Source organism: Cupriavidus sp. 05T313, assembly GCF_056396665.1.
The window spans coordinates 1-19,923 of the sequence record NZ_JBFTLX010000118.1; the positions used below are offsets into that span (position 1 = coordinate 1).

18 protein-coding genes are annotated in these 19,923 nt (G+C 65.2%); 11 read left to right on the top strand and 7 right to left on the bottom strand.

The genetic code is table 11. The annotated features are described in order from the left end of the window. Both AC1DKD_RS23500 and AC1DKD_RS23505 read right to left on the bottom strand, forming a co-directional pair. Positions 1–637: MFS transporter (locus AC1DKD_RS23500; protein WP_477143769.1), on the bottom strand; the 637-nt coding region annotated here is incomplete at its 3' end. 354 nt (positions 638–991) lie between these two features. Then, on the bottom strand, positions 992–1,765 hold the full coding sequence (locus AC1DKD_RS23505) for a FadR/GntR family transcriptional regulator (protein WP_045242741.1): 774 nt from the start codon (positions 1,763–1,765) through the stop codon (positions 992–994). 478 nt (positions 1,766–2,243) lie between these two features. On the opposite strand from AC1DKD_RS23505, the gene gabT reads away from it, so the two are divergent. The 4 genes from gabT (at position 2,244) to AC1DKD_RS23525 (ending at position 8,127) form a co-directional block, all read left to right on the top strand. Next, a complete protein-coding gene (gene gabT, locus AC1DKD_RS23510; protein WP_441634191.1) occupies positions 2,244–3,506 on the top strand; it encodes a 4-aminobutyrate--2-oxoglutarate transaminase in 1,263 nt (420 codons plus the stop codon). A gap of 91 nt (positions 3,507–3,597) precedes the next feature. Then, complete coding sequence (locus tag AC1DKD_RS23515) at positions 3,598–5,325, top strand: thiamine pyrophosphate-binding protein (protein ID WP_477143770.1); 1,728 nt, start codon at positions 3,598–3,600, stop codon at positions 5,323–5,325. Between the two features lie 27 nt (positions 5,326–5,352). Then, positions 5,353–6,594, top strand: a complete 1,242-nt coding sequence (locus tag AC1DKD_RS23520) for a Zn-dependent hydrolase (protein ID WP_441634195.1) — start codon at positions 5,353–5,355, stop codon at positions 6,592–6,594. Between the two features lie 33 nt (positions 6,595–6,627). Continuing rightward, positions 6,628–8,127: an aldehyde dehydrogenase gene (locus AC1DKD_RS23525; RefSeq protein ID WP_441634197.1), complete on the top strand. Its 1,500-nt coding sequence runs from the start codon at positions 6,628–6,630 to the stop codon at positions 8,125–8,127. 56 nt (positions 8,128–8,183) lie between these two features. Here AC1DKD_RS23525 and AC1DKD_RS23530 read toward each other — a convergent pair whose 3' ends face one another. Beyond that, positions 8,184–8,951, bottom strand: coding sequence for a response regulator transcription factor (locus AC1DKD_RS23530; RefSeq protein ID WP_441634199.1), 768 nt, complete (start codon positions 8,949–8,951; stop codon positions 8,184–8,186). On the opposite strand from AC1DKD_RS23530, the gene AC1DKD_RS23535 reads away from it, so the two are divergent. Continuing rightward, positions 8,950–9,123, top strand: coding sequence for a hypothetical protein (locus AC1DKD_RS23535; protein ID WP_441634201.1), 174 nt, complete (start codon positions 8,950–8,952; stop codon positions 9,121–9,123). The two genes, AC1DKD_RS23530 and AC1DKD_RS23535, sit on opposite strands and share 2 nt — an antisense overlap. 203 nt (positions 9,124–9,326) lie before the next feature. Here AC1DKD_RS23535 and lon read toward each other — a convergent pair whose 3' ends face one another. From lon to AC1DKD_RS23550, 3 genes are all read right to left on the bottom strand, one after another. After that, positions 9,327–11,768 carry an endopeptidase La gene (gene lon, locus AC1DKD_RS23540; protein WP_441634203.1) on the bottom strand — a complete coding sequence of 814 codons (2,442 nt, stop codon included), beginning with the start codon at positions 11,766–11,768 and terminating at the stop codon, positions 9,327–9,329. A gap of 89 nt (positions 11,769–11,857) precedes the next feature. After that, positions 11,858–12,262, bottom strand: coding sequence for an Hsp20/alpha crystallin family protein (locus tag AC1DKD_RS23545; RefSeq protein ID WP_035869573.1), 405 nt, complete (start codon positions 12,260–12,262; stop codon positions 11,858–11,860). Between the two features lie 200 nt (positions 12,263–12,462). After that, positions 12,463–12,831: a hypothetical protein gene (locus AC1DKD_RS23550; protein ID WP_441634206.1), complete on the bottom strand. Its 369-nt coding sequence runs from the start codon at positions 12,829–12,831 to the stop codon at positions 12,463–12,465. A 349-nt stretch (positions 12,832–13,180) separates the two neighbouring features. Between AC1DKD_RS23550 and AC1DKD_RS23555 the strand changes: the two genes are divergently transcribed. Together AC1DKD_RS23555 and AC1DKD_RS23560 are read left to right on the top strand one after the other, a co-directional pair. Next, a complete protein-coding gene (locus AC1DKD_RS23555) occupies positions 13,181–13,612 on the top strand; it encodes a CopG family transcriptional regulator (protein WP_045242757.1) in 432 nt (143 codons plus the stop codon). A gap of 62 nt (positions 13,613–13,674) precedes the next feature. Next, the gene (locus AC1DKD_RS23560) at positions 13,675–14,820 is read left to right on the top strand and encodes an extracellular catalytic domain type 1 short-chain-length polyhydroxyalkanoate depolymerase (protein ID WP_441634234.1); all 1,146 of its coding nucleotides are present in this window, start codon (positions 13,675–13,677) and stop codon (positions 14,818–14,820) included. A gap of 94 nt (positions 14,821–14,914) precedes the next feature. On the opposite strand, the gene AC1DKD_RS23565 is transcribed toward AC1DKD_RS23560, so the two are convergent. After that, on the bottom strand, positions 14,915–15,835 hold the full coding sequence (locus AC1DKD_RS23565; protein ID WP_441634208.1) for a LysR family transcriptional regulator: 921 nt from the start codon (positions 15,833–15,835) through the stop codon (positions 14,915–14,917). 155 nt (positions 15,836–15,990) lie between these two features. On the opposite strand from AC1DKD_RS23565, the gene AC1DKD_RS23570 reads away from it, so the two are divergent. From AC1DKD_RS23570 to AC1DKD_RS23585, 4 genes are all read left to right on the top strand, one after another. Then, complete coding sequence (locus tag AC1DKD_RS23570; RefSeq protein WP_441634210.1) at positions 15,991–16,989, top strand: tripartite tricarboxylate transporter substrate binding protein; 999 nt, start codon at positions 15,991–15,993, stop codon at positions 16,987–16,989. A gap of 41 nt (positions 16,990–17,030) precedes the next feature. After that, positions 17,031–17,927, top strand: a complete 897-nt coding sequence (locus AC1DKD_RS23575) for an isocitrate lyase/PEP mutase family protein (protein ID WP_441634212.1) — start codon at positions 17,031–17,033, stop codon at positions 17,925–17,927. Between the two features lie 550 nt (positions 17,928–18,477). Continuing rightward, on the top strand, positions 18,478–18,918 hold the full coding sequence (locus tag AC1DKD_RS23580; protein WP_035869587.1) for a MaoC family dehydratase: 441 nt from the start codon (positions 18,478–18,480) through the stop codon (positions 18,916–18,918). A 64-nt stretch (positions 18,919–18,982) separates the two neighbouring features. After that, on the top strand, positions 18,983–19,923 hold a 941-nt coding region (locus AC1DKD_RS23585; protein ID WP_477143771.1), incomplete at its 3' end, for a PHA/PHB synthase family protein.

Below are 19,923 nucleotides of genomic sequence, written 5' to 3' on the forward strand. Positions count from 1 at the left end.
TGCCCACGCCGACCAGCAATACGCTGGCCAGGAACGGAATGCGCCAGCCCCAGGACAGCAGCGCCTCATTGGACATCACCGCATTGCTGAGCAGGAATGCCAGGTTGGCGATGAGCGTGCCCGCGGGAACGCCGATCTGCACCCACGAGCCGTAGAGGCCGCGCCGGTTGGCCGGTGCATGTTCCACCGCCATCAGTACAGCGCCGCCCCATTCGCCGCCTAGCGCAAGCCCCTGGATGACGCGCAGCGTCAGCAGCAGGATGGGCGCCCAGATGCCGATCGAGCGGTAGTCGGGCAGCAGGCCGATGGCGAACGTGGCCGAGCCCATCATGATGAGCGATACCAGCAGCATGGACTTGCGGCCGACCTTGTCGCCGAAATGCCCGAACAGCGCGGCGCCGACCATGCGGGCGACATAGGCCGATGCAAAGGTGCCGAAGGCGAGCAAGGTCCCGGTCAGGGGATCGAAGGCGGGGAAGAAGACCTTGTTGAAGACCAGGGCCGAAGCCGTGGCGAAGATGAACAGGTCATACCATTCGACTGTTGTGCCGATGACGCTGGCGGCGGCGATCTTCTTCATGTTGCGAGGAGGATGACCGGTTTCCGGCTGGGTAGTGGAGGCGTGGTCAGTGTTCATGAGGCGTTCCTGGATGGCGAGGCGTAGTGCATCTGTGTTCTGGTGGTCAGGCCAATATATCGTAGGCGAGCCCGAATGGCAGTGTAATAGGTAGTTGTTCTAGGTCTGGTGTTCTGGTGGTCAGGCCAATTATGGCAAAAGGCTACGTTCTTTCTCATTCACGCAAGCCGCGTGCCAGCGGAAAGATGCGAATGCGGCACGTCATGTCCGGGTCGATGCGTGGGAATGGTGCGTGCCACTGCCGCTGACGAAGCGGGGGCGGGAACCGGTTTGCACCAGTTGTGTGCGGATGCGCGATGGCAGCCGGCGATGTGGGCGGGGAGGCGGGAGCCGGGACCCGGCCCGCCGGGTGATCTACTCGGCGATTTCCTCTGACAGGCGGGAGACAATTGCCAGCAAGTGGAAGGACATGGCGTGGCGCGCCCGGATCGGGTCCCGGGCCACGATGGCTGTCACGATGCGATCGTGCTCGCCTACCGCAGCGCGCCAGGCCGACGCGCCCACAAAGTGCTTGTCAAGGCGCTTGTACACGGGGCTGGCCTCGCACAAGTCCCAGACATGGGCGACCACCGACGCAAGCGCCGCATTTCCACAGGCCGCGGCAATGGCCTCATGGAAGGCCCGGTCATGGGCGAAATCTCCGGCTTCCGGCGACTGGTCGGGATTCATGCCCCGGTGGGCCTCTTCGATGGCGGCGATCTGCTCCGGCGTCCCGTGCTGGGCCGCCAGGGCAGCGCATTCCGGCTCGAACAGCGTGCGCGTCTCGAGCAGTTCGAACGGGCTGGCTTCCAGGGCCGCGCCAAGGCGGCGGTCGATATCGGCTTCAAGATCGGTTTCGATAGCGGTTCCGATGCCGGGCTCGGCGCCATTGGCTGCGGCAATCCCGTTCTCCTTGGGCTCCAGCACGAAGACGCCGCTGCCGACGCGCACCTCGATGTAGCCGCCGATCTCAAGGGCAATCAACGCCTCGCGCAACGTCGAGCGCGCCACGTTGAGCTGCTCGGCAAGTTCGCGCTCGGCCGGCAGGCGCTCGCCCGGCGCGAATTCCCCGGCGCTGATTTTCTTAGCGATCTGGTCCGCGATCAGGCGGTAGAGGCGCTGCGCTGTAACTGCTTGAAGAGATGACATGGGTAGGCGCCGCTGCAAATTGCAAATTGACTGGTGGTCAGATCAATACCGCAAAACAGGCTCTCAATTCAAGGGTGTAGGCGGGTTTCGCTCTGTCTGCGGATAACCGTGGGCAGTGGTCCGGCCAATATAGTAGCGTATGAGGCGCTTGCATATCGGCCTGGCGAAAAGCGGGGTCTCGGTCCGCCGGCGCCGTTCGGGCTGCCGTCAGGCTCCAGTCTCCTGATGATAAGTATCTTATACGACGCTTATCCGCGAAATGTCTTGTGAAAAACGTAAGCTATTCGCTACTAGTGGCCGGACCACCAGTCAAATAATCGAAATTGCTTGGCATTTTTCTGGCATGAATCATAGAATTGGTCCGGCCACCAGTTGATGCCCAATGATCGCCATGTAAGAAAGCGATCCGGGGAGCGCACGAGACACGGCGGAAAGGGGTCAGGACCCCGCCGCACAAGTAAATCCAAAGGAGGACGCAATGAAGAACGCAGACCTGGTACGCCGCAAGGATGCCGCCACGCCCCGTGGCGTCGGCGTGATGTGCAATTTCTACGCCGAGCGCGCCGAGAACGCGGAGTTGTGGGATGTCGAAGGCCATCGTTATATCGACTTCGCGGCCGGCATTGCCGTGCTCAATACCGGTCACCGTCACCCGCGCCTGATGCAAGCCATGCAGGCGCAGATGGAGCGCTTCACCCACACGGCCTACCAGATCGTGCCTTACGCCAGCTACATCGAGCTGGCCGAGAAGATCAATGCCCGCGCGCCCGGCGCCTTCGCCAAGAAGACCGCCTTCTTTACCACCGGCGCCGAAGCGGTGGAGAACGCCATCAAGATCGCGCGTGCCGCCACCGGGCGCCCCGGCGTGATCGCCTTCGCGGGCGGCTTCCACGGGCGCACCATGATGGGCATGGCCCTGACCGGCAAGGTCGTGCCGTACAAGGTGGGATTCGGCCCGTTCCCGGCCGATGTGTTCCACGCCCCATATCCGAATGCCCTGCATGGCGTGAGCGTGCAGGAGTCGATCAACGCGCTGCAGCAGCTGTTCAAGACGGATATCGATCCGAGGCGCGTTGCCGCCATCATCTTCGAACCGGTCCAGGGGGAGGGCGGCTTCAACGTAGCGCCCGCGGAATTCGTGCGCGCGCTGCGCGGCATCTGCGACGAGCACGGCATCCTGCTGATCGCCGACGAAGTGCAGACCGGATTCGGCCGCACCGGCAAGCTCTTCGCCATGGAGCACTATGACGCGGCGCCGGACCTGACCACCATGGCCAAGAGCCTGGCGGGCGGCATGCCGCTGTCGGCCGTGTGCGGGCGGGCCGAGATCATGGATGCACCAGCCCCCGGCGGCCTGGGTGGCACCTATGCCGGCAATCCGCTGGCGGTGGCGTCGGCGCTGGCGGTACTGGACGTGCTGGAGAGCGAGAAGCTGATCGAGCGAGGCGCGGCGCTGGGCCGCCGGCTACAGGACAAGCTCGAAGGCCTGAAGTCGCGCGTGACGGCGATCGGCGAAGTCCGGGGACTTGGCGCGATGATCGCCGTGGAGTTCCGCAAGGCGGATGGCAGCCCAAACCCGGAGTTCACACGGCAAGTGCAGGACCACGCCCTGGAGAAAGGCCTGCTGCTGCTCACCTGCGGCGTGCATGGCAATGTCATTCGCTTCCTGTTCCCCCTGACCATCCAGGACGCCGTGATGGACGAGGGCCTGGGCATCCTGGAAGCCGCGCTGCTGCAGTGACCGCCAGGCAGCAAGCCAGTCGACATCGAATTCAAGCAAATGAAGGATTGCCGCGGTAGTGCCGCGGCAATCGCGCAACGGAACCCACGACATGAATCATCCCTCGCCCCGTGCCTTGCCGGCGCTGTCAGAGCGCAACGGCGGCCAGATCCTGATCGACCAACTGATTATCCAGGGCGTGAAGCGCGTCTTCCTGGTGCCGGGCGAGAGCTACCTGCCTTGCATCGATGCGCTGTATGACCACCAGGACAAGATCCAGCCCATCGTCTGCCGGCAGGAGAGCGGGGCCGGCTACATGGCGGAAGCGCACGGCAAGCTGACCGGCGAGCCCGGCATCTGCTTCGTCACGCGCGGGCCCGGCGCGACCAATGCCAGCATCGCCGTGCATACCGCCTACCAGGACTCCACGCCCATGATCCTGTTCGTCGGCCAGGTCGGCAACGACTTCTACGAGCGCGAAGCGTTCCAGGAGATCGACTACCGCCGCATGTTCGGCCAGATGACCAAATGGGTGGCGCAGATCGACCGCACCGAGCGCATTCCTGAATTCATTGCGCGCGCCTTCGCGGTGGCGACCAGCGGCCGGCCCGGCCCGGTCGTGCTGGCCCTGCCCGAGGACACGCTGTGGGGCAAGGCCAGCGTGGCCGATGTGCCGCGCTATCGCCGTGCGCATAGCGCGCCGACCCCCGACGCCATGGCCTCGCTCGCGCAGATGCTGGAGCAGGCCGAGCGCCCGTTCCTGCTGGTAGGCGGCTCCGGCTGGACGCCGGCCGCATCCCGGCAGCTGGAAGGCTTTGCTGAGCGCTTCGCGCTGCCGGTCGGGGTGGCCTGGCGGCGCCTGGAATGTTTCGATAACCATCATCCCAATTTTGCCGGGCATGTGGGTTGGGCCATGCCCGACTCCCTGCGCAAGCGCGTGCAGGAAAGCGACCTGCTGATCGCCGTGGGCACGCGCATGGGCGAGGCAACCAGCGAGGGCTATACGGTTGTGGAAAGCCCGCTGCCGAAACAGCGCCTGGTCCATGTGTACCCCGACGCGAACGAACTCGGGCGCGTGTTCCATCCCACGCTGCCGATCGCCGCCGATGTCGTTTCGTTCGCCGCCGCGGTCAGCGCGCTTGCGCCATCTAGCCCCCGTGGCGCGCGCAACGCCGGCCATGAAGCCCATCGGGTCTATCTGTCCGAACAGGAGCCCAAGGCAGCGCCCGGCGCGCTCAACCTCAATGTGGCGGCCTGCCACGTTCGCGACAACGTGCCCGAGGACACCTGCATCACCGTCGGCGCCGGCAACTACGCCTTGTACCCGCACGCCTACTACCGCTTCAAGGGCGTCGGCACGAGCCTGGCGCCGACGGTGGGGTCGATGGGCTACGGCCTGCCCGCCGCCATCGCCGCCAAGCTGGAGAATCCCCAACGCACCGTGATCTGCTATGCGGGCGATGGCTGCTTCCAGATGAACCTGSAGGAACTGGGCGTCGCCATGCAGTACCGGGCGGGCATTGTGGTGCTGGTGTTCAACAACGGCATCTGGGGCACCATCCGCGCCCACCAGGAGCGCGAGTTTCCGGGCCGCACCGTGGCGCTTGGTTTCGATAATCCGGAATTCAGCGAACTGATCCGCGCCTATCGCGGCTACGGCGAGGTTGTCGCCAGCGACGCCGAGTTCGGCCCCGCCTTTGCACGCGCGCTGGCATTCGCCAACAGCCAGCAGCTGCCCGCCTTGCTCGAACTGCGCTATGACGCCGATGGCATCGCGCCGGGCATGACCTTGTCGCAGATCCGGTCGGAAGCCTTCGCCCGGCAGGCCGACGCCAAGTAAAGCCACGACGGCGCAAGGAGATAAGAGATGACGACACTCGCAATCAATGGCGACCGGCTGTGGAAGTCGCTGATGGATCTCGCCGCGATCGGTGCCACGCCCAAGGGCGGCAACGCGCGCCTGGCGCTGACGGCGCTGGACGGACAAGGCCGCGACCTCGTGACCGGATGGATGCGCGACGCCGGCCTGAGCGTGACGGTGGACAAGCTCGGCAATATCTTTGGCCGCCGGGCAGGGCGCAACAACGGCCTCGCGCCGGTCATGACGGGCAGCCATATCGACACGCAACCCACCGGCGGCAAGTTCGACGGCTGCTATGGCGTGCTGGCGGGGCTGGAAGTCATGCGCACGCTGAACGACCACGGCATCACCACCGAGGCGCCGCTGGAAGTCGCCATCTGGACCAACGAGGAGGGCTCGCGCTTTGTCCCGGTGATGATGGGCTCCGGCGTGTTCGCCGGCGTCTTCCCGCTGGAGACCGCGCTATCGGCCACGGACGTGGCGGGCAAGCGCGTGGCGGATGAACTGGCGGCCATCGGCTACGCCGGCGACACCGAGGTGGGCCGCGAGGTAGGCGCGTATTTCGAGGCCCATATCGAACAGGGGCCGGTGCTGGAAGCCGAAGACAAGGTGATCGGCGTCGTGACCGGGTCGCTGGGTTTGCGCTGGTACGACGTCACCGTGACCGGCATGGAGGCGCATGCCGGCCCCACGCCGATGCCGCTGCGCAAGGATGCGCTCTATGGCGCCACGTTCCTGATGCAGGCCGTGATCCGGATCGCCAACGATTTCGCGCCGCACGGGCGCGGTACGGTGGGCGTGGTCAATGTGCATCCGTCGTCGCGCAATGTCATCCCCGGCGCGGTGAAGTTCACGGTGGATCTGCGCCACCTCGATCCGGCGCGGCTTGCGGAAATGGATGCCCGCTTTCGCGCGGCCTGCGCGGCCGTGGCGGATGGCAGCACCACCGGCGCGGCACTGGATGTGGCGGTGGAGGACGTGCAGTACTTCGCGCCGACGCCGTTCGCCCCCGAACTGATTGGCCACGTGCGCCAGGAAGCCGCCGCGAGGGGCTATACCCACCAGGACATCGTGACGGGCGCCGGCCACGATGCCGTCTATATCGCCGGCATCGCGCCGACAGCGATGATCTTCGTGCCCTGCAAGGACGGCATCAGTCACAACGAAATCGAAGACGCCAAGCCAGAGCACCTGGAAGCAGGGGCCAATGTGCTGCTGGGCGCGATGGTGGCGCAGGCGAACGCCTGAGCGGCCCGGACACAACGAATACAGGAACGCATGATGAGCGATTTGCGAGATCTCGCCTACTGGCGCAAGCAGGCGGAAACGGTGCCCATCCGTACACAGGCCTATATCGGTGGCCGCTGGGCCGACGCCGTCGACGGCGCCACCTTCGAGACCATCAACCCCGCCACCGGCAAGGTGCTGGCCAGCGTCGCGGCTTGCGGTGCCGAAGACGTGGACCGTGCCGTGGCCGCGGCGCGCAAGGCTTTCCAGTCAGGCGTGTGGTCGGACCTGCCGCGCAGCGCCCGCAAGGCCGTGCTGCTCAGGCTGTCGCACCTGATCGACGCGCATCGCGAAGAGCTGGCGTTGCTGGAAACGCTGGACATGGGCAAGCCCATCGCCGAAACGCTGCAATACGATATTCCCGAAGCCGGGCGCACTTACGCGTGGTACGGCGAAGCCATCGACAAGATCTATGACGAGATCGCGCCGACGGCGCCCGGCGTACTGGCCACCATCACGCGCGAACCGCTCGGCGTGGTCGCGGCGGTGGTTCCCTGGAACTATCCGCTGCTGATGGCCAGCTGGAAGGTGGCGCCCGCGCTGGCCGCGGGCAACAGCGTGGTGCTGAAGCCGGCGGAGCAGTCCCCGCTTACCGCGCTGCGGCTGGCGGAGCTCGCCGAGGAGGCCGGCATTCCGGCGGGTGTCTTCAACGTGGTGCCGGGACTTGGCGCCGCCGCGGGCCAGGCGCTGGGCCGCCATCCGGACGTGGACTGCATCGCCTTCACCGGGTCCACCGCGACGGGCAAGCGCTTCATGGAATATTCCGGCCAGTCGAACCTCAAGCGCGTCTGGCTGGAGTGCGGCGGCAAGTCCCCGCACATCGTCTTCGACGACTGCCCGGACCTGGACCGCGCCGCGCAGGCGGCGGCCATCGGCATCTTCAGCAACCAGGGCGAGATCTGCATCGCCGGCTCGCGTCTCTATGTGCAGAGCGGCGTCTACGATGCGTTCCTGGAAAAGCTGGAAGCGCACGCCGCGCGGATGCAGCCGGGCGACCCGCTGGATCCGGCGTCCGCCATGGGCGCCATCGTCGACGGCGCGCAATTGCAGCGGGTGATGTCCTACGTGCGGAGCGGCGAGGACGAAGGCGCAAGGCTGCTTGCCGGCGGCAAGCGCGCGCATTCGGACAGCGGCGGCTTTTACATGCAGCCGACCATCTTCGAATGCCAGACGCAGTCGCTGACCATCGTGCGGGAAGAGATCTTCGGCCCGGTGCTGGCGGTGACCCGCTTCGATACGGAGGAGGAGGCCATCCGCATGGCTAACGATTCCCCCTATGGACTTGGCTCGGGGCTCTGGACATCCAGTCTCTCCCGTGCCCACCGGGTCTCGCGCAAGCTGCAGGCAGGGCTGGTATGGGTCAACTGCTATATGGACAGCGACGTGACGGTACCCTTTGGCGGCGTGAAGCAGTCGGGTTCGGGGCGAGACAAGTCATTGCACGCACTGGACAAGTACACGGACCTGAAGACGACGTGGATCAGCCTGGCATGACAGGGCGGCGCGCGTACCGCAGGCTTCCCCCGCGCTGACCGGGTGCGAGGCCCGGTTCAGATCAGGTCCTCCTGCCGCATGGTGGGGGCGTTGCCGCCGGCCAGGGCCAGCGGTGCTGCGCCACCGCGCGGCGTGCTGCCACCGCCTGCCCCCCGTGCCAGGTTAAGGCCCCGCTCCCGTGCCTTGTAGACGGCTTCTTCCTTCCCGCCCGCCTGCAGGTGCTTGTAGATGGTGCGGGCGTGGGTCTTGACGGTGGGCACGGAGATATTCAGCAAGCGGCCCACGGTCTTGAACGCATGGCCCCGGGCAATCAATACCAGCACATCGTACTGGCGCTGGGTCAGTCCCAGCATCATGGCCTCTGCACCGGGCCGTTCACTGCCAACGGCGGGTTGCGATGCCTGCTTCGCCGCGGGCAGGGCCGGGAACAGTGGCAGCTGGCCAATGCCGGAATGCCTCGCATGACCGGTGGCGATGCGCCGCACAGCCGACTCGATCACGTCGAGCGGCGCCGATTTCGCGAGACAGCCGCAAAAACCCGTCGTGATCCCGCCCTGGGGCAATTCCAGGGGAACGGTATCGGATAGCAACAGCAAGCGCGGTGCCGGCCATATCCTGCGTACCATGCCGAGCCACTGCCAGCCCGTGTCCGGATTGCCGGGCATGCCGAAGACAATCAGGTCAACGTCGCCTCCGGCATGACAAGCGGCGGGGAATTCCGTGGGGTCGATGGCAAGGACATGATCGATGCCCGCAACACGCTGCAACAGCGTGAGCATGGCGATGCGGAGCAACGGATGGCTTTCGACGAGCAGCGCGTTCATGCCTTACCTCCCCGTACAGATGCAATGGAGCAGGCTGAACCCGCAGGCATGGCGCGGCGCCGCCAGCGCGGACCAGCGCTATGGCAGCACCCACCACCTTCGGATTTCGACCCCCATCCTGGCTGTGCCGCCAGGGTGGTTCGGCGTCATGGACGCCCGCCCGGATATTTGATGTTTTTTCTTGTTCCGGGTGATCTTATGTGCGGAATATAACGAAATCAAGAAATTGTTGTTGCGGTAGTGAAACAACAACCTGTCCCGCGGTATCCGTTTCGCGCCGGTGCCGCCTCCTCGCACCGCGTCGCGATCTTGCTGAGGGCGTTGCCCCAGCCGACGCGCAGGTCCGGATTCCCGTACCTGCGGCGGACTCCGGGCTTAGCCTCCGCTCTCCTTTTCCAGCACCTCGCCCAGYGCGTCATCCACCGTTTCCAACATCACGAAACGCAACTGGCTGCGCGCGTCCGCCGGCAGGTCGTCAAGGTCGGGGGCGTTGCGCGCGGGCAGCAGCACGGTCTTGATACCGCCGCGCAGGGCAGCCAGCACCTTCTCCTTGATGCCGCCGACCGGCAGCACGATGCCGCGCAGGCTGATCTCGCCGGTCATGGCGCAGTCGCTGCGCACCGGCCGGCCCATCAGCAGCGAGGCCGTGGCGATGAACATGGCTACGCCGGCGCTGGGCCCATCCTTGGGAACGGCGCCGGCGGGCACGTGGACATGAATGTCGTGCTTGTCGAAGCTGCCGCAATCGATGTGCAGGGACGCGCAGCGCGACTTGACCAGCGTCAGCGCCGCCTGCGCGCTTTCCTTCATCACGTCGCCAAGCTGGCCGGTCAGCAGCAGCCTGCCGCCGCCCGGCGTGCTGCCCGCTTCAATGAAGAGCAGGTCGCCGCCAACCGGGGTCCATGCCAGGCCGGTTGCCACACCAGGCAGGCTGGTACGCAAAGCCGATTCGCTCTCGAAGCGGCGATGCCCCAGGATGGACGGCAGGTCGTCAGGCCCGATGCGCTTGCGGATGGCCGGATCCTCGGCCACCAGCATTGCCACATGGCGCAGGACCGCGCCGATCTGCCGTTCGAGACTGCGCACGCCGGCCTCGCGCGTGTAGTCGCGGATGATGGCGGCCAAGGCCTCCTCGGTCAGTTCGCATTGCGCCGGCGCCAGGCCGCACGCTTCGAGCTGGCGGGGCAGCAGGTAGCGCCGCGCGATCTGCGCCTTCTCGGCCTCTGTGTAGCCGGCCAGTTCCAGCATTTCCATGCGATCGCGCAGGGGGCCCGGGATGCTTTCCAACTGGTTCGCGGTGGCAATGAAGACAATGGCCGACAGGTCGAAGGTCACGCCCAGGTAGTTATCGCGAAAACTCGCGTTCTGGCCGGGATCCAGGATTTCGAGCATGGCGGCTGCCGGATCGCCGTGCACGCCCTGGCCAAGCTTGTCGAGTTCGTCGAGCAGCATCACGCAGTTGCGCGCGCCGGCCTTGCGGATTGCCTGGATGATGTTGCCTGGCATGGCACCGATATAAGTGCGCCGATGGCCGCGCAGTTCCGACTCGTCATGCAGGCCGCCCAGGCTCACCCGCACGAAAGGCCGCTCCATCGCCCGAGCGATGCTCTGACCAAGCGAGGTCTTGCCCACGCCGGGTGGCCCGACGAAGCAAAGGATCGGGCCCTTGCCGTGCGGATTCAGCTTCCTGACGCCGAGATACTCCAGGATGCGGCGCTTGATCTTGTTCAGCCCGTAGTGTTCGTCGTCAAGGATCTGGCGCGCCCGCGCGATATCGATGGGCTTCTCATCGGGAAGGCGCCACGGCATCTCGGTCAGCCATTCAAGGTAGCTGATGCTGATCGAGTACTCGCCGGAGGCTTCCGGCATCCGTTCCAGCCGGGCCAGTTCCTTGCGCGCATGCGATTCGACCTCGGGCGGCATGCCGGCGGCGGCGATCGCTTCGGCCAGCTTGCGGATCTCCTCGTGGCTCTCCGTGTTCTCGCCCAGTTCGTGCTGGATGGTCTTGAGCTGTTCGCGCAGCATCATCTCGCGCTGGCGCTGGTCCAGCCTGCCGCGGGTTTGTTCCGCGATCTCGCGGGACAGGCGCAGCACTTCGATGCGCGCCGCCACGGCATCCGTCACCCGGTCCAGCCGCTTGCACAGCTCAAGCGTTTCGAGGATCTCCTGCTTGCGCTCCAGCGCGATGTCGACCAACCCGGCCAGCGTGTCCGCCAGCAAGCCGGGCGACTCGATCGCCTGCAGGGAACCGGTCAATTCCGCCGGAGTGCCTGGCAGCAGCGCGAACATGTCCGCCGCGCGTTCCTTCAGGACCAGCGCGCGTGCTTCGATGTTCGGGTCGCGCTGCGTGGGTTCGGCAAGCATCTCCACCCTGGCGGCCAGAAAGGGGTAGCCGGTCAGCGGTTCGAGCAGCCGGAAGCGCTGGGCGCCCTGGCAAACCAGGTGGTGGGTCCCATCCGGGCTGGTCACATAGCGCAGCACATTGGCCACGGTACCCATGCCATAGAGCGCATCGAGTTCCGGATCTTCGGCCTGCGGGTCACGCTGGAGCACCAACCCGAGCGGGAGCTGACCCAGTACGGCCGCGCTCACGCCTGCCTTCGCGCGCTCGCGTCCAATTGCCAGCGGGATTGCCAGGCCGGGGAAGAGGACGATATCGCGGACCGGGAGCAGGATGAGTCCATCGGGTGGCAGGGCGGACGCCGTGCCGCCGTCGGCCACTTCGGTAGCTTGCGCAACGCTGCCCTGTTCCACGCTTTGCGCAATCTGCCCACTCTCCCTGGTCAAGGCGGATTCGCCTCCGATATAGGTGCTCATGGTGGTGTCTCCTGCGGGCCTGGCGCGTGTAGCCAGGTCTTCGCGAAAAAATTCGGCAGCGCGCAAAGTCGGCTTCGCGCAGGTCCCGCCTACTCCGATCTCTCGAGGATCAGCACGAGACAGCCATCCACGGATTCGCTCTGCTGCATGCCGTAGCGCCCGGGAGGAAGCTGGATGTGCCGCTCAAAGCGGCCATAGGGAATCTCAAGGCAGTGCACGGTACCGCCGGCGAAGGCGCGGTGCAGCGCGCGTTCGGCACGGATGCTGAGCGTGTTGGCATCCAGCCCGATGTCGATGCACTCTGGCTTCACGCCGGGCAGCGCCACCACGACGGCGATCTGCTTGCCCTGCTCGAAGATTTCCACGGGCGGCTCCCACACCGGGCGCAGGCCAAGCTGGCCGGCCGGGCGAAAGAACTGGCGATGCAAGCGCTCGGCACGCTCGACCGCCTGTAGCGCGGTTTCCCACGTCGTCATGTTGCGGCCGCTTGGCATAGCCGGGCTCCTCGCTCACCCTTGGAACAGGCATGGCTGACGCTTCATCAAATGCCACGGGGGCGGCATTGTCAATTGGCTTTTTGGGGCGAGTTCCGAGGGCGGCCTGCCGGCTGGATCACTATCCGGGCATCGGGTGCAAGCGCCGCAATCCGGCTTGCTTGCAGTGTCCGGAAGCGGCGTCACCCGCTGAGCGGAAACTACGGCCGCTTGTCGCTGGCCGGGCTCGTCGGGCGCTGCGCAGGCAGGCTGTTGATGATGCAGTCCACCGCGCGCGTGTCCGACTTGCCTTGCCCCAGCCCGCCGATGACCGAGTCGCGGTACTGCGCGGGTGTAATGCGGTGGTAGTAGAGGCGCGAGGTCTGGTCGAGCCAGTAGACATAGTCGCTGTCGCCCTGGCTGCCGTCGGTGCGCAGCCACTCGCTCACATTGTTATTGCCGATCATCAGGTTCGGGCAACGCCGGTTCAGGCTATCCAGGTACGCGTCGAAGCCTTGCGCCTCGATGTTGCGGACCGAGTCCGGCGTGCAGCCGGCTGTCAGCGCTAGCGCTGCCGCCCAACTTGCCAAGGCAATCCTGTGTCCGGCATGGCGGGACCACCGGTTGGCGCACTTGGCAAAGGTAGGGAAATGCATATGGATCCTGGAATGGCCCGGCAGGGCGGACACAGAGGTGGCACCAGAGCGCATTGTCCGCCCCCGGTTCCGGTATTTCGAGTGAGCATACCGGGGAACCGTTTCCTCCCCACCCCCGGGTGAAAGATTTCATATGCCGCCGGGAAGCCCTTGAATTCGCTGCCTGCCAGCCGGAACGAAGCCCATTCAGCCTTGGACGTCACAAAGCAGTATTCCTGCTTGACTAGGACCGGTCTCCATCCTATAACCATCCCATTGGATGGTATTTGGATGGCGGGTCACAATGAACGAGCAACAAAGAGCACTTGCAGCACCTCCCCGGCCCAAAGGCGGCGAGACCGAGAAGATCACGATCAACCTTGGCCCTGTCGACCTCGGCCAGATCGACCTGCTGGTCGAGGAAGGCTTTTACTCGAACCGCACCGACCTGATCCGTACCGCGATCCGCAACCAGCTTGCGATCCATGCGCAGGCCGTCAGCGAGACCGTGACGCGGCGCGCGCTGGTACTCGGCCTGCAGCATTTTTCCCGGCAGGACCTGGAGGCCGCGCAAGCGGCACGGCAGCGTCTGGACATTCATGTGCTGGGCCTTGCCAGCATCGCCGCCGACGTCACGCCCGAACTGGCCCTGGCCACGATCCAGTCGATTGTCGTACTGGGCGCTTTCCATGCCTCCGCCGCGGTCAAGGCGGCACTGGCCGGGCGCATCCGCTGAGCCCGGCAATCACCTGAGGCCCCGCTGCAGGTTCTCCTGCAGGCCCCTCGAAGGACACCATGATGAAAATGAACGAAGCATTCCTGGCTTCCATGCACGAAGCCATGGCGCTGTTGCGCACGGCCGGTCCGCTGGAGGCCACCGAAGTCATACAGCGCGCGCTGCGCGATAGCGGCGCCGCCGCCGGTTTCCAGCCTGCGCAAGTCGTCGAGGCGCTGCTGCCGCGCACGGCGCCGGCAGCGGACGCGGACGCGGAAGGTCCCGCCGCCAAAGCCGGCGAGGCGCGCACGCAGCCCCGGCGGGAACCAAAGCCGGCGCCGCGGCCCGGCGTGCAGGACACCGGGCACTTCACTACAAGGCATTACGCCAGTCACGCCGGCGAGCGCGCCTACAAGCTCTACGTGCCTGGCGGCTACGATGGCCAGCCGCTGCCGCTGGTCGTGATGCTGCACGGGTGCACGCAGGACGCTGATGATTTCGCGGCGGGCACGCGCATGAATGCGCTGGCCGGGCGGCACGGCTTCCTGGTTGCGTATCCCATCCAGCCAATGACGGCCAACCCGTCCAAATGCTGGAACTGGTTCAAGCCGGGCGACCAGCAGCGCAGCCAGGGCGAGCCAGCGCTGATCGCGGGCATCACGCGGGAAGTCATGGCGAACCACCCGGTTGACGCGGATCGCGTGTACGTGGCCGGCTTGTCCGCCGGCGGCGCCATGGCTGCCGTGATGGTGCAGACGCATCCGGAGCTGTATGCCGCGGCGGGGATTCATTCCGGCTTGCCTTGTGGCAGCGCGCACGACCTGCCATCGGCACTGGCTGCGATGAAGGGCGGGAACCTGGCCGCGAAGCTGATGGAGAAAGCGCGGACCGCGCCCCGGGGCAACGGTGCTGTCTCGCAGTCGCGGCCCCTCATCGTATTTCACGGCGATGCCGACGCCACGGTGCATGTGTCCAACGGCGAGCGCCTGCTGCGTGATTTCCAGGGTGGTACGCACCGGGACAAGCAGCAGCGCAGCCGGGGCGGGCGCACCTTCACACACCGGCAACTGACATCGCCCGAAGGCGTCGACGCGGAATACTGGCTCATCCACGGGGCGCCTCACGCATGGGCGGGGGGCAGTTCGCGCGGGACGTACACCGATGACAGCGGGCCCGACGCCAGCGCCGAGATGGTGCGCTTCTTTCTCGCACATCCGCTGCGGCCGTAGTCCGGCGGCATCGCCGCGCGTCCGGCCCGCGCGGTCATTCGCCACACGCTAGCGTCAGGACAATCTCCGGGAAAAGCCCGCGCCGCCCCCGGCGCTAGCCGATCCTTGCCTCGCCGGGCCATAACGGCGAACTCACTGAAAAATCCGCCTCTTCCATCGTGACCGTCCTCAGTGACCGGACCACGGCACGCGTGTCGCCCGTGCGCCACTGGAAATAGTAGGACAGGTTGTGCGGAGCCGGCTGGCTTGCCAGCTCCGCCAGCTTGCCGGCGCGCACGAGAGGCGCCACATAGGATCGCGGAAAGAGGCTGATCCCCACGCCGGCAATCACCAGCGCAATCAAGGCCGACAGGCTGTTGCAAACCAGCGCCCTGGGAATCTCGAGTTTCTGCTCCGCCGCCCATTTCTCGAAGGCGAGCGTCAGGCCCGCTTCGGCGCTGAGCGTGATCACCGGATGCTCCGCGAAGTGCCGGGCTGTCAGGACAGTGCCGGATGCCAGCCGCTCTGGCGATGCCATCCACTGGTATGCGAGCTCACCGACCTTTTCCTGCGAGAGGTTGGAGGAGGAGGACGGGCCGGGAATGATCGCGAAGTCGAGTTCGCCGCGCTCCAGCTTGCGTTCGAGGTTCAGCGTCAGGTCGACCTGCGGTTGCAGCACGAGATGCGGATGCAGCTCGCGAACGCGGGCGACTAGTCCCGGGAACCAGGTGGATGCCACCAGTTCGCTGATGCCGAACCGGCAACTCCCGCGCAGTGCGCCGGACATGTCCAGGTCCGAGCGGATACGGCTTTCAATCTCGAGAATCTGGGCAGCATGCTCAAGCAGTCGCTCGCCGGCGTCGGTGATGACCGAGCGTTGCCCGGTACGGTCGAAGAGCGCCTTTCCCAGGTCGTCCTCCAACTCCGCGATGCGCTTCGACAGCGATGACTGCGTGACATGCAGGCGTGCAGCCGCCACGGAAAAGCTGCCAAGTTTTGCGGCCCAGTAGAAGGCTTCCAGTTGCTTGAGGGTCATGGCGCCGCCCCTGTCCCGCGATGGGGGCCTGGCGCCGCCAGCGCGCTGCCATTCCAAATTCTCACCGGGGGCAGTGAAGATTTCTCGCTTTCTTCCGGAGCGGGAGCTACGTATCGTTCGGCCATTGTCAATATCGGTTCGGAAAGGGGGAGGCCATGCGGCACAGCTTCAAGACACGCAACAAGACACGCGGGACGTTCAACGTGCTCACCACAGTGCTCCTGTCGCTCGGGTTGGCGGCGACCGCGGCGCGGGCGGAGTGGCCCGCCGATCATCCGATCCAGGTCTTCGTCGGTTTTGCCGCCGGCGGAGGCACCGATACCATGGCGCGCACGATGGCGCCGTTCATCCAGCGCTACCTTGGCGCAAACGCCAGCCTGGTGGTGCAGAACAAGCCGGGCGCCGCCAGCGAGATCTCGAACATCGGCCTGATGCGCTCGGCCCCGGATGGCTACACCATCGGCGTGGTCAACCTGCCTGCCATGGCGTTCGCGCCGCTCTACAAGAAGACGAATTTCGATCCGGCCGGGCTGCAACTGGTAGCGCGCGTGCTGAGCGACCCGACCATCCTGGTGGCCAGGAAGGAGAGTCCGTACAACAACCTGAAGGACGTGGTTTCGGCATTGAAGAAGAAGCCTGCCTCCTTGTCTTTTGGTCACAACGGGGTCGGGACGAACGGGCACCTGGCGCTATTGCAATTGCAGAATGTGGCGGGCGTGAAGGTCAACGACATCCCGTATAACGGCACGGCGCAGTCCAAGACGGCGTTGTTTGGCGGGCATATCGACTTCGCGGCGGTCACTACGGGTGAACTGCAGGATGCGGGCAAGGAGGCTGTGCCGCTGAAGATTATCGCGCAAATGGGGGAGAAGCGGGCCGCTTCGCTACCCGATGTGCCGACGGCCAGGGAGCAGGGGTTCGACGACGTAATGCCTGCCGAGCGGGGGATTGCCGTGCCCGCGGGTGTGCCGCCCGCCATCGTGGAGAAACTGCGAGTAGCTGTCAGGGCGACGCTCAGGGATCCCGAGTACCTGAAGAAGGCCGGCAACGACGCACCGGTCCTGGCCTACCTGCCCGGCGACGACTGGGCCAGGGAAATCGCGGCCCGCAAGCCGATGATGCGCAAGCTGGCCGACGGCATGCCGAAGGAGTGAACGGCGTGATGACTTCTTTTCCTCGTTGCGAGCCCAAGTCCATGCAAAGACCCGCCACGTCTCAAAAGACGGCATCCCTGCGCGCGCTGTTGCGCACGGAGCCGTTTGTCGTGGCGCCGGCCGTGCACGATATCTTCAGTCTCCGGCTGGTGGAGCAGGCGGGCTACCAGAGCGCGTGCATCAGCGGCGCCATGCTCTCCTACAGCTTGCTCGGCGTCCCGGACATCGGCCTGCTCACGCTGACGGAATGCGTGGAGCACTGCCGCCGCCTGACGCGCGTGTCATCCATCCCCATCACCGCGGACGCGGACGCGGGCTATGGCAATCCACGCGGCGTGCACTATGCCGTCGAGTTGTTCGAAGAGGCCGGCGCCGCCGGCCTGAACATAGAGGACCAGGTGGTGCCAAGGCGCTGGGCCTCGCCGGGCGGCAAGGAGGTGGTGCCGGTCGGCGAGATGATCGCCAAGATCGATGCCGCGCAGCGTGCCAGGCGCGACAGCAACTTCATGATCATCGCCCGCACGGACGCGTTTGCGTGCGAGTCCACCGAGCAGGTCATTCAACGGGCCCGGGCCTATCAGGCGGCGGGCGCCGATATGCTGCTGCCCATCGCGCCGCGGACCGAGAACGACATCACTCGCCTGGTGCGCGCGCTAGATATCCCGGTGACGCTCAGCGCCGGCACCGGGCTGGTGCCCAGCCCATCCGCCGCAAGCCTGCCATTGGAACGGCTGCGCGGCCTGGGCGTCCGGCGGGTCAGCCTTACCACGCTGCTGCCGGGCGCAGCGGTCGCGGGCATGAGGCGGAGCCTGGACGCCATGCGGGGTGGGGCGGGCAGCGGCGACGATGGCGGGATGGCGGCAGAGGGCGCGGCGAGCCTTGGGGCGTTGTTCCATGCGCAAGACCAGATGGACTTTGAGGAGGCGTTGCTTCTGTAACTTGCTCGGTCCCTTGCCGCAAGCCGTATAGGCTGGCGGCGCATGGCGCGGCCTCGGGAGGCCTTCCTCTGACGAATCCCGACCACCACTACACCGGCATCCTGTTCTGTGGCGCCGAAGCAGGTCGTTGTTCCAGCACAGAACATCGCGCCGATCTCTCATCATGTCGTCATGACTTCCCAGTGTATGGCTGTGAGCGACGCCGTTCCCCCCTCGGAGCGGGGGGGAGGCGACGCATGTTGCGATACATGCCCATCGTTGGAATCAATCGTTTTTTTCGATAAATATCAGCGGGAAAAACCGTTTTAGGTAGTTATCGCGCCGGCCTTAAGCTTCGCCTCTGGAAATTTCGGCACCGTGCTGCCGGCGTGAGCCCAATCGATCCTCGCAGCGCCTTTCCTCGGGCATCGCGCTCACCTCACCCCAGGCCTCGAAGATGGAAACCCATATTGCCAAGGACCGAGGCTGCGAAGCCCCGGTAGCGCATGTGCGTCCCTGCGAGCTTGTCACTGCCAGGGCGAGACGGATTCAACTACTACCAGGAAACGTAATGAACGCACTGAATGGCTATGACTATGAAGACCTGGAGCTCGGGATGAGCGCCACCTTCGACAGAACCATCACCGAAGCGGATATCGCACTGTTTGCGGCCGCTTCTGGCGACAACAATGCCGTGCACCTCGACGAGGAATTTGCCCGCACGACCCAGTTCGGCGGATGCATCGCCCACGGCATGCTGACCGCCAGCGTGATCTCGGCAGCCATTGCCGGACGCTTGCCGGGGCCTGGGACGATCTATCTGAGCCAGAACGTTCGCTTCAGAGCGCCCGTAAGGCCAGGGGAAACAGTCAAGGTTACCGTGACCGTCAAGGAGTTGCAGCCAGGGAAGCAGCGCGTCTCGCTGACTACGGTCTGTACGGTGCAAGACAAGGTCGTGGTGGACGGGGACGCGCTGGTGATGCCGACGTCGTTGGCGCGCAGGGTCCAGTAATGCCGCGGAGCTGGCTGGTTAGCCAGCTCCAATCTCAAATTCGACTAACTTTACGGAGAACGGCGTGTCTCTTCCATTGGCATTTTCAGATAAGTTGCTCCAAGTATATTCTGCTCCATTTAAAAAAACGGCCGAGTATATGGCCGGGCAGAGGTTCTTGTCCTGCAGCATGGATTTTTCTGGCCTGCTGCGCTCCAATCTGCGCCATCTGGAAGGGCAGGCAGCCGTGATGAGGTCGGTATGGAGCGAAGAGACGGGTGGGGAAAATCCGGATCGACGCTTCGCCGCGGACGAGTGGAATCGCAATCCGTGGTACCGCTTTCTCAAGAAAAGCTACCTGAATAACGCCAGAACTCTCTCGGAGATCACTGAAGCAATCGGTCTCGAGGAAGACGACAAGAGCAGGCTGAGATTCCTTGTCGGCCAGTATATTGAATCCTTGAGCCCCGCCAATTTTCTTGGCACGAATCCGGAAGCCATTCAGCTGGCATTGGAATCCCAGGGCGGAAGCCTCGTTTCCGGACTTGCCAACTACGTTGAAGACGCGCGGCGAGGCCGCATCGCAATCACGGACGAATCCGCCTTTGAGGTAGGCCGCAATGTGGCCACGTCCGAGGGGGCCGTTGTCTTCGAGTGTGAATTGATGCAGCTGATCCAGTACAAGCCGCTGACCGATAAGGTTGCCTCGCGGCCGCTGGTCATCGTGCCACCGTGCATCAACAAGTTCTACATACTGGACCTCCAGCCGGAGAACTCATTCGTGCGCTTTGCCTGCGAGCAGGGGCATACCGTGTTCCTGGTATCGTGGCGCAATCCGCAAGCGGATATGAGCGAGACCACATGGGACGACTATGTTGAGCACGGCGTATTGAAGGCGCTGGAAGTCAGCCAGGCCATCAGTGGCGCGGCTCAGGTGAACGCGCTGGGCTGGTGCGTCGGAGGTACGTTGCTGACTTCAGCCTTGGGCGTGCAGCAGGCCCGCGGTAAAAAGACGGTAGCCAGCAT

What these genes read in the sequence shown, in the direction of transcription:
- AC1DKD_RS23505 (WP_045242741.1), bottom strand. Translation starts at nt 1,765, where the DNA reads ATGTCATCTCTTCAAGCAGTTACAGCGCAGCGCCTCTACCGCCTGATC.
- gabT (WP_441634191.1), top strand. Translation starts at nt 2,244, where the DNA reads ATGAAGAACGCAGACCTGGTACGCCGCAAGGATGCCGCCACGCCCCGT.
- AC1DKD_RS23520 (WP_441634195.1), top strand. Translation starts at nt 5,353, where the DNA reads ATGACGACACTCGCAATCAATGGCGACCGGCTGTGGAAGTCGCTGATG.
- AC1DKD_RS23525 (WP_441634197.1), top strand. Translation starts at nt 6,628, where the DNA reads ATGAGCGATTTGCGAGATCTCGCCTACTGGCGCAAGCAGGCGGAAACG.
- AC1DKD_RS23535 (WP_441634201.1), top strand. Translation starts at nt 8,950, where the DNA reads ATGCCTTACCTCCCCGTACAGATGCAATGGAGCAGGCTGAACCCGCAG.
- AC1DKD_RS23530 (WP_441634199.1), bottom strand. Translation starts at nt 8,951, where the DNA reads ATGAACGCGCTGCTCGTCGAAAGCCATCCGTTGCTCCGCATCGCCATG.
- AC1DKD_RS23545 (WP_035869573.1), bottom strand. Translation starts at nt 12,262, where the DNA reads ATGCCAAGCGGCCGCAACATGACGACGTGGGAAACCGCGCTACAGGCG.
- AC1DKD_RS23555 (WP_045242757.1), top strand. Translation starts at nt 13,181, where the DNA reads ATGAACGAGCAACAAAGAGCACTTGCAGCACCTCCCCGGCCCAAAGGC.
- AC1DKD_RS23560 (WP_441634234.1), top strand. Translation starts at nt 13,675, where the DNA reads ATGAAAATGAACGAAGCATTCCTGGCTTCCATGCACGAAGCCATGGCG.
- AC1DKD_RS23565 (WP_441634208.1), bottom strand. Translation starts at nt 15,835, where the DNA reads ATGACCCTCAAGCAACTGGAAGCCTTCTACTGGGCCGCAAAACTTGGC.
- AC1DKD_RS23570 (WP_441634210.1), top strand. Translation starts at nt 15,991, where the DNA reads ATGCGGCACAGCTTCAAGACACGCAACAAGACACGCGGGACGTTCAAC.
- AC1DKD_RS23575 (WP_441634212.1), top strand. Translation starts at nt 17,031, where the DNA reads ATGCAAAGACCCGCCACGTCTCAAAAGACGGCATCCCTGCGCGCGCTG.
- AC1DKD_RS23580 (WP_035869587.1), top strand. Translation starts at nt 18,478, where the DNA reads ATGAACGCACTGAATGGCTATGACTATGAAGACCTGGAGCTCGGGATG.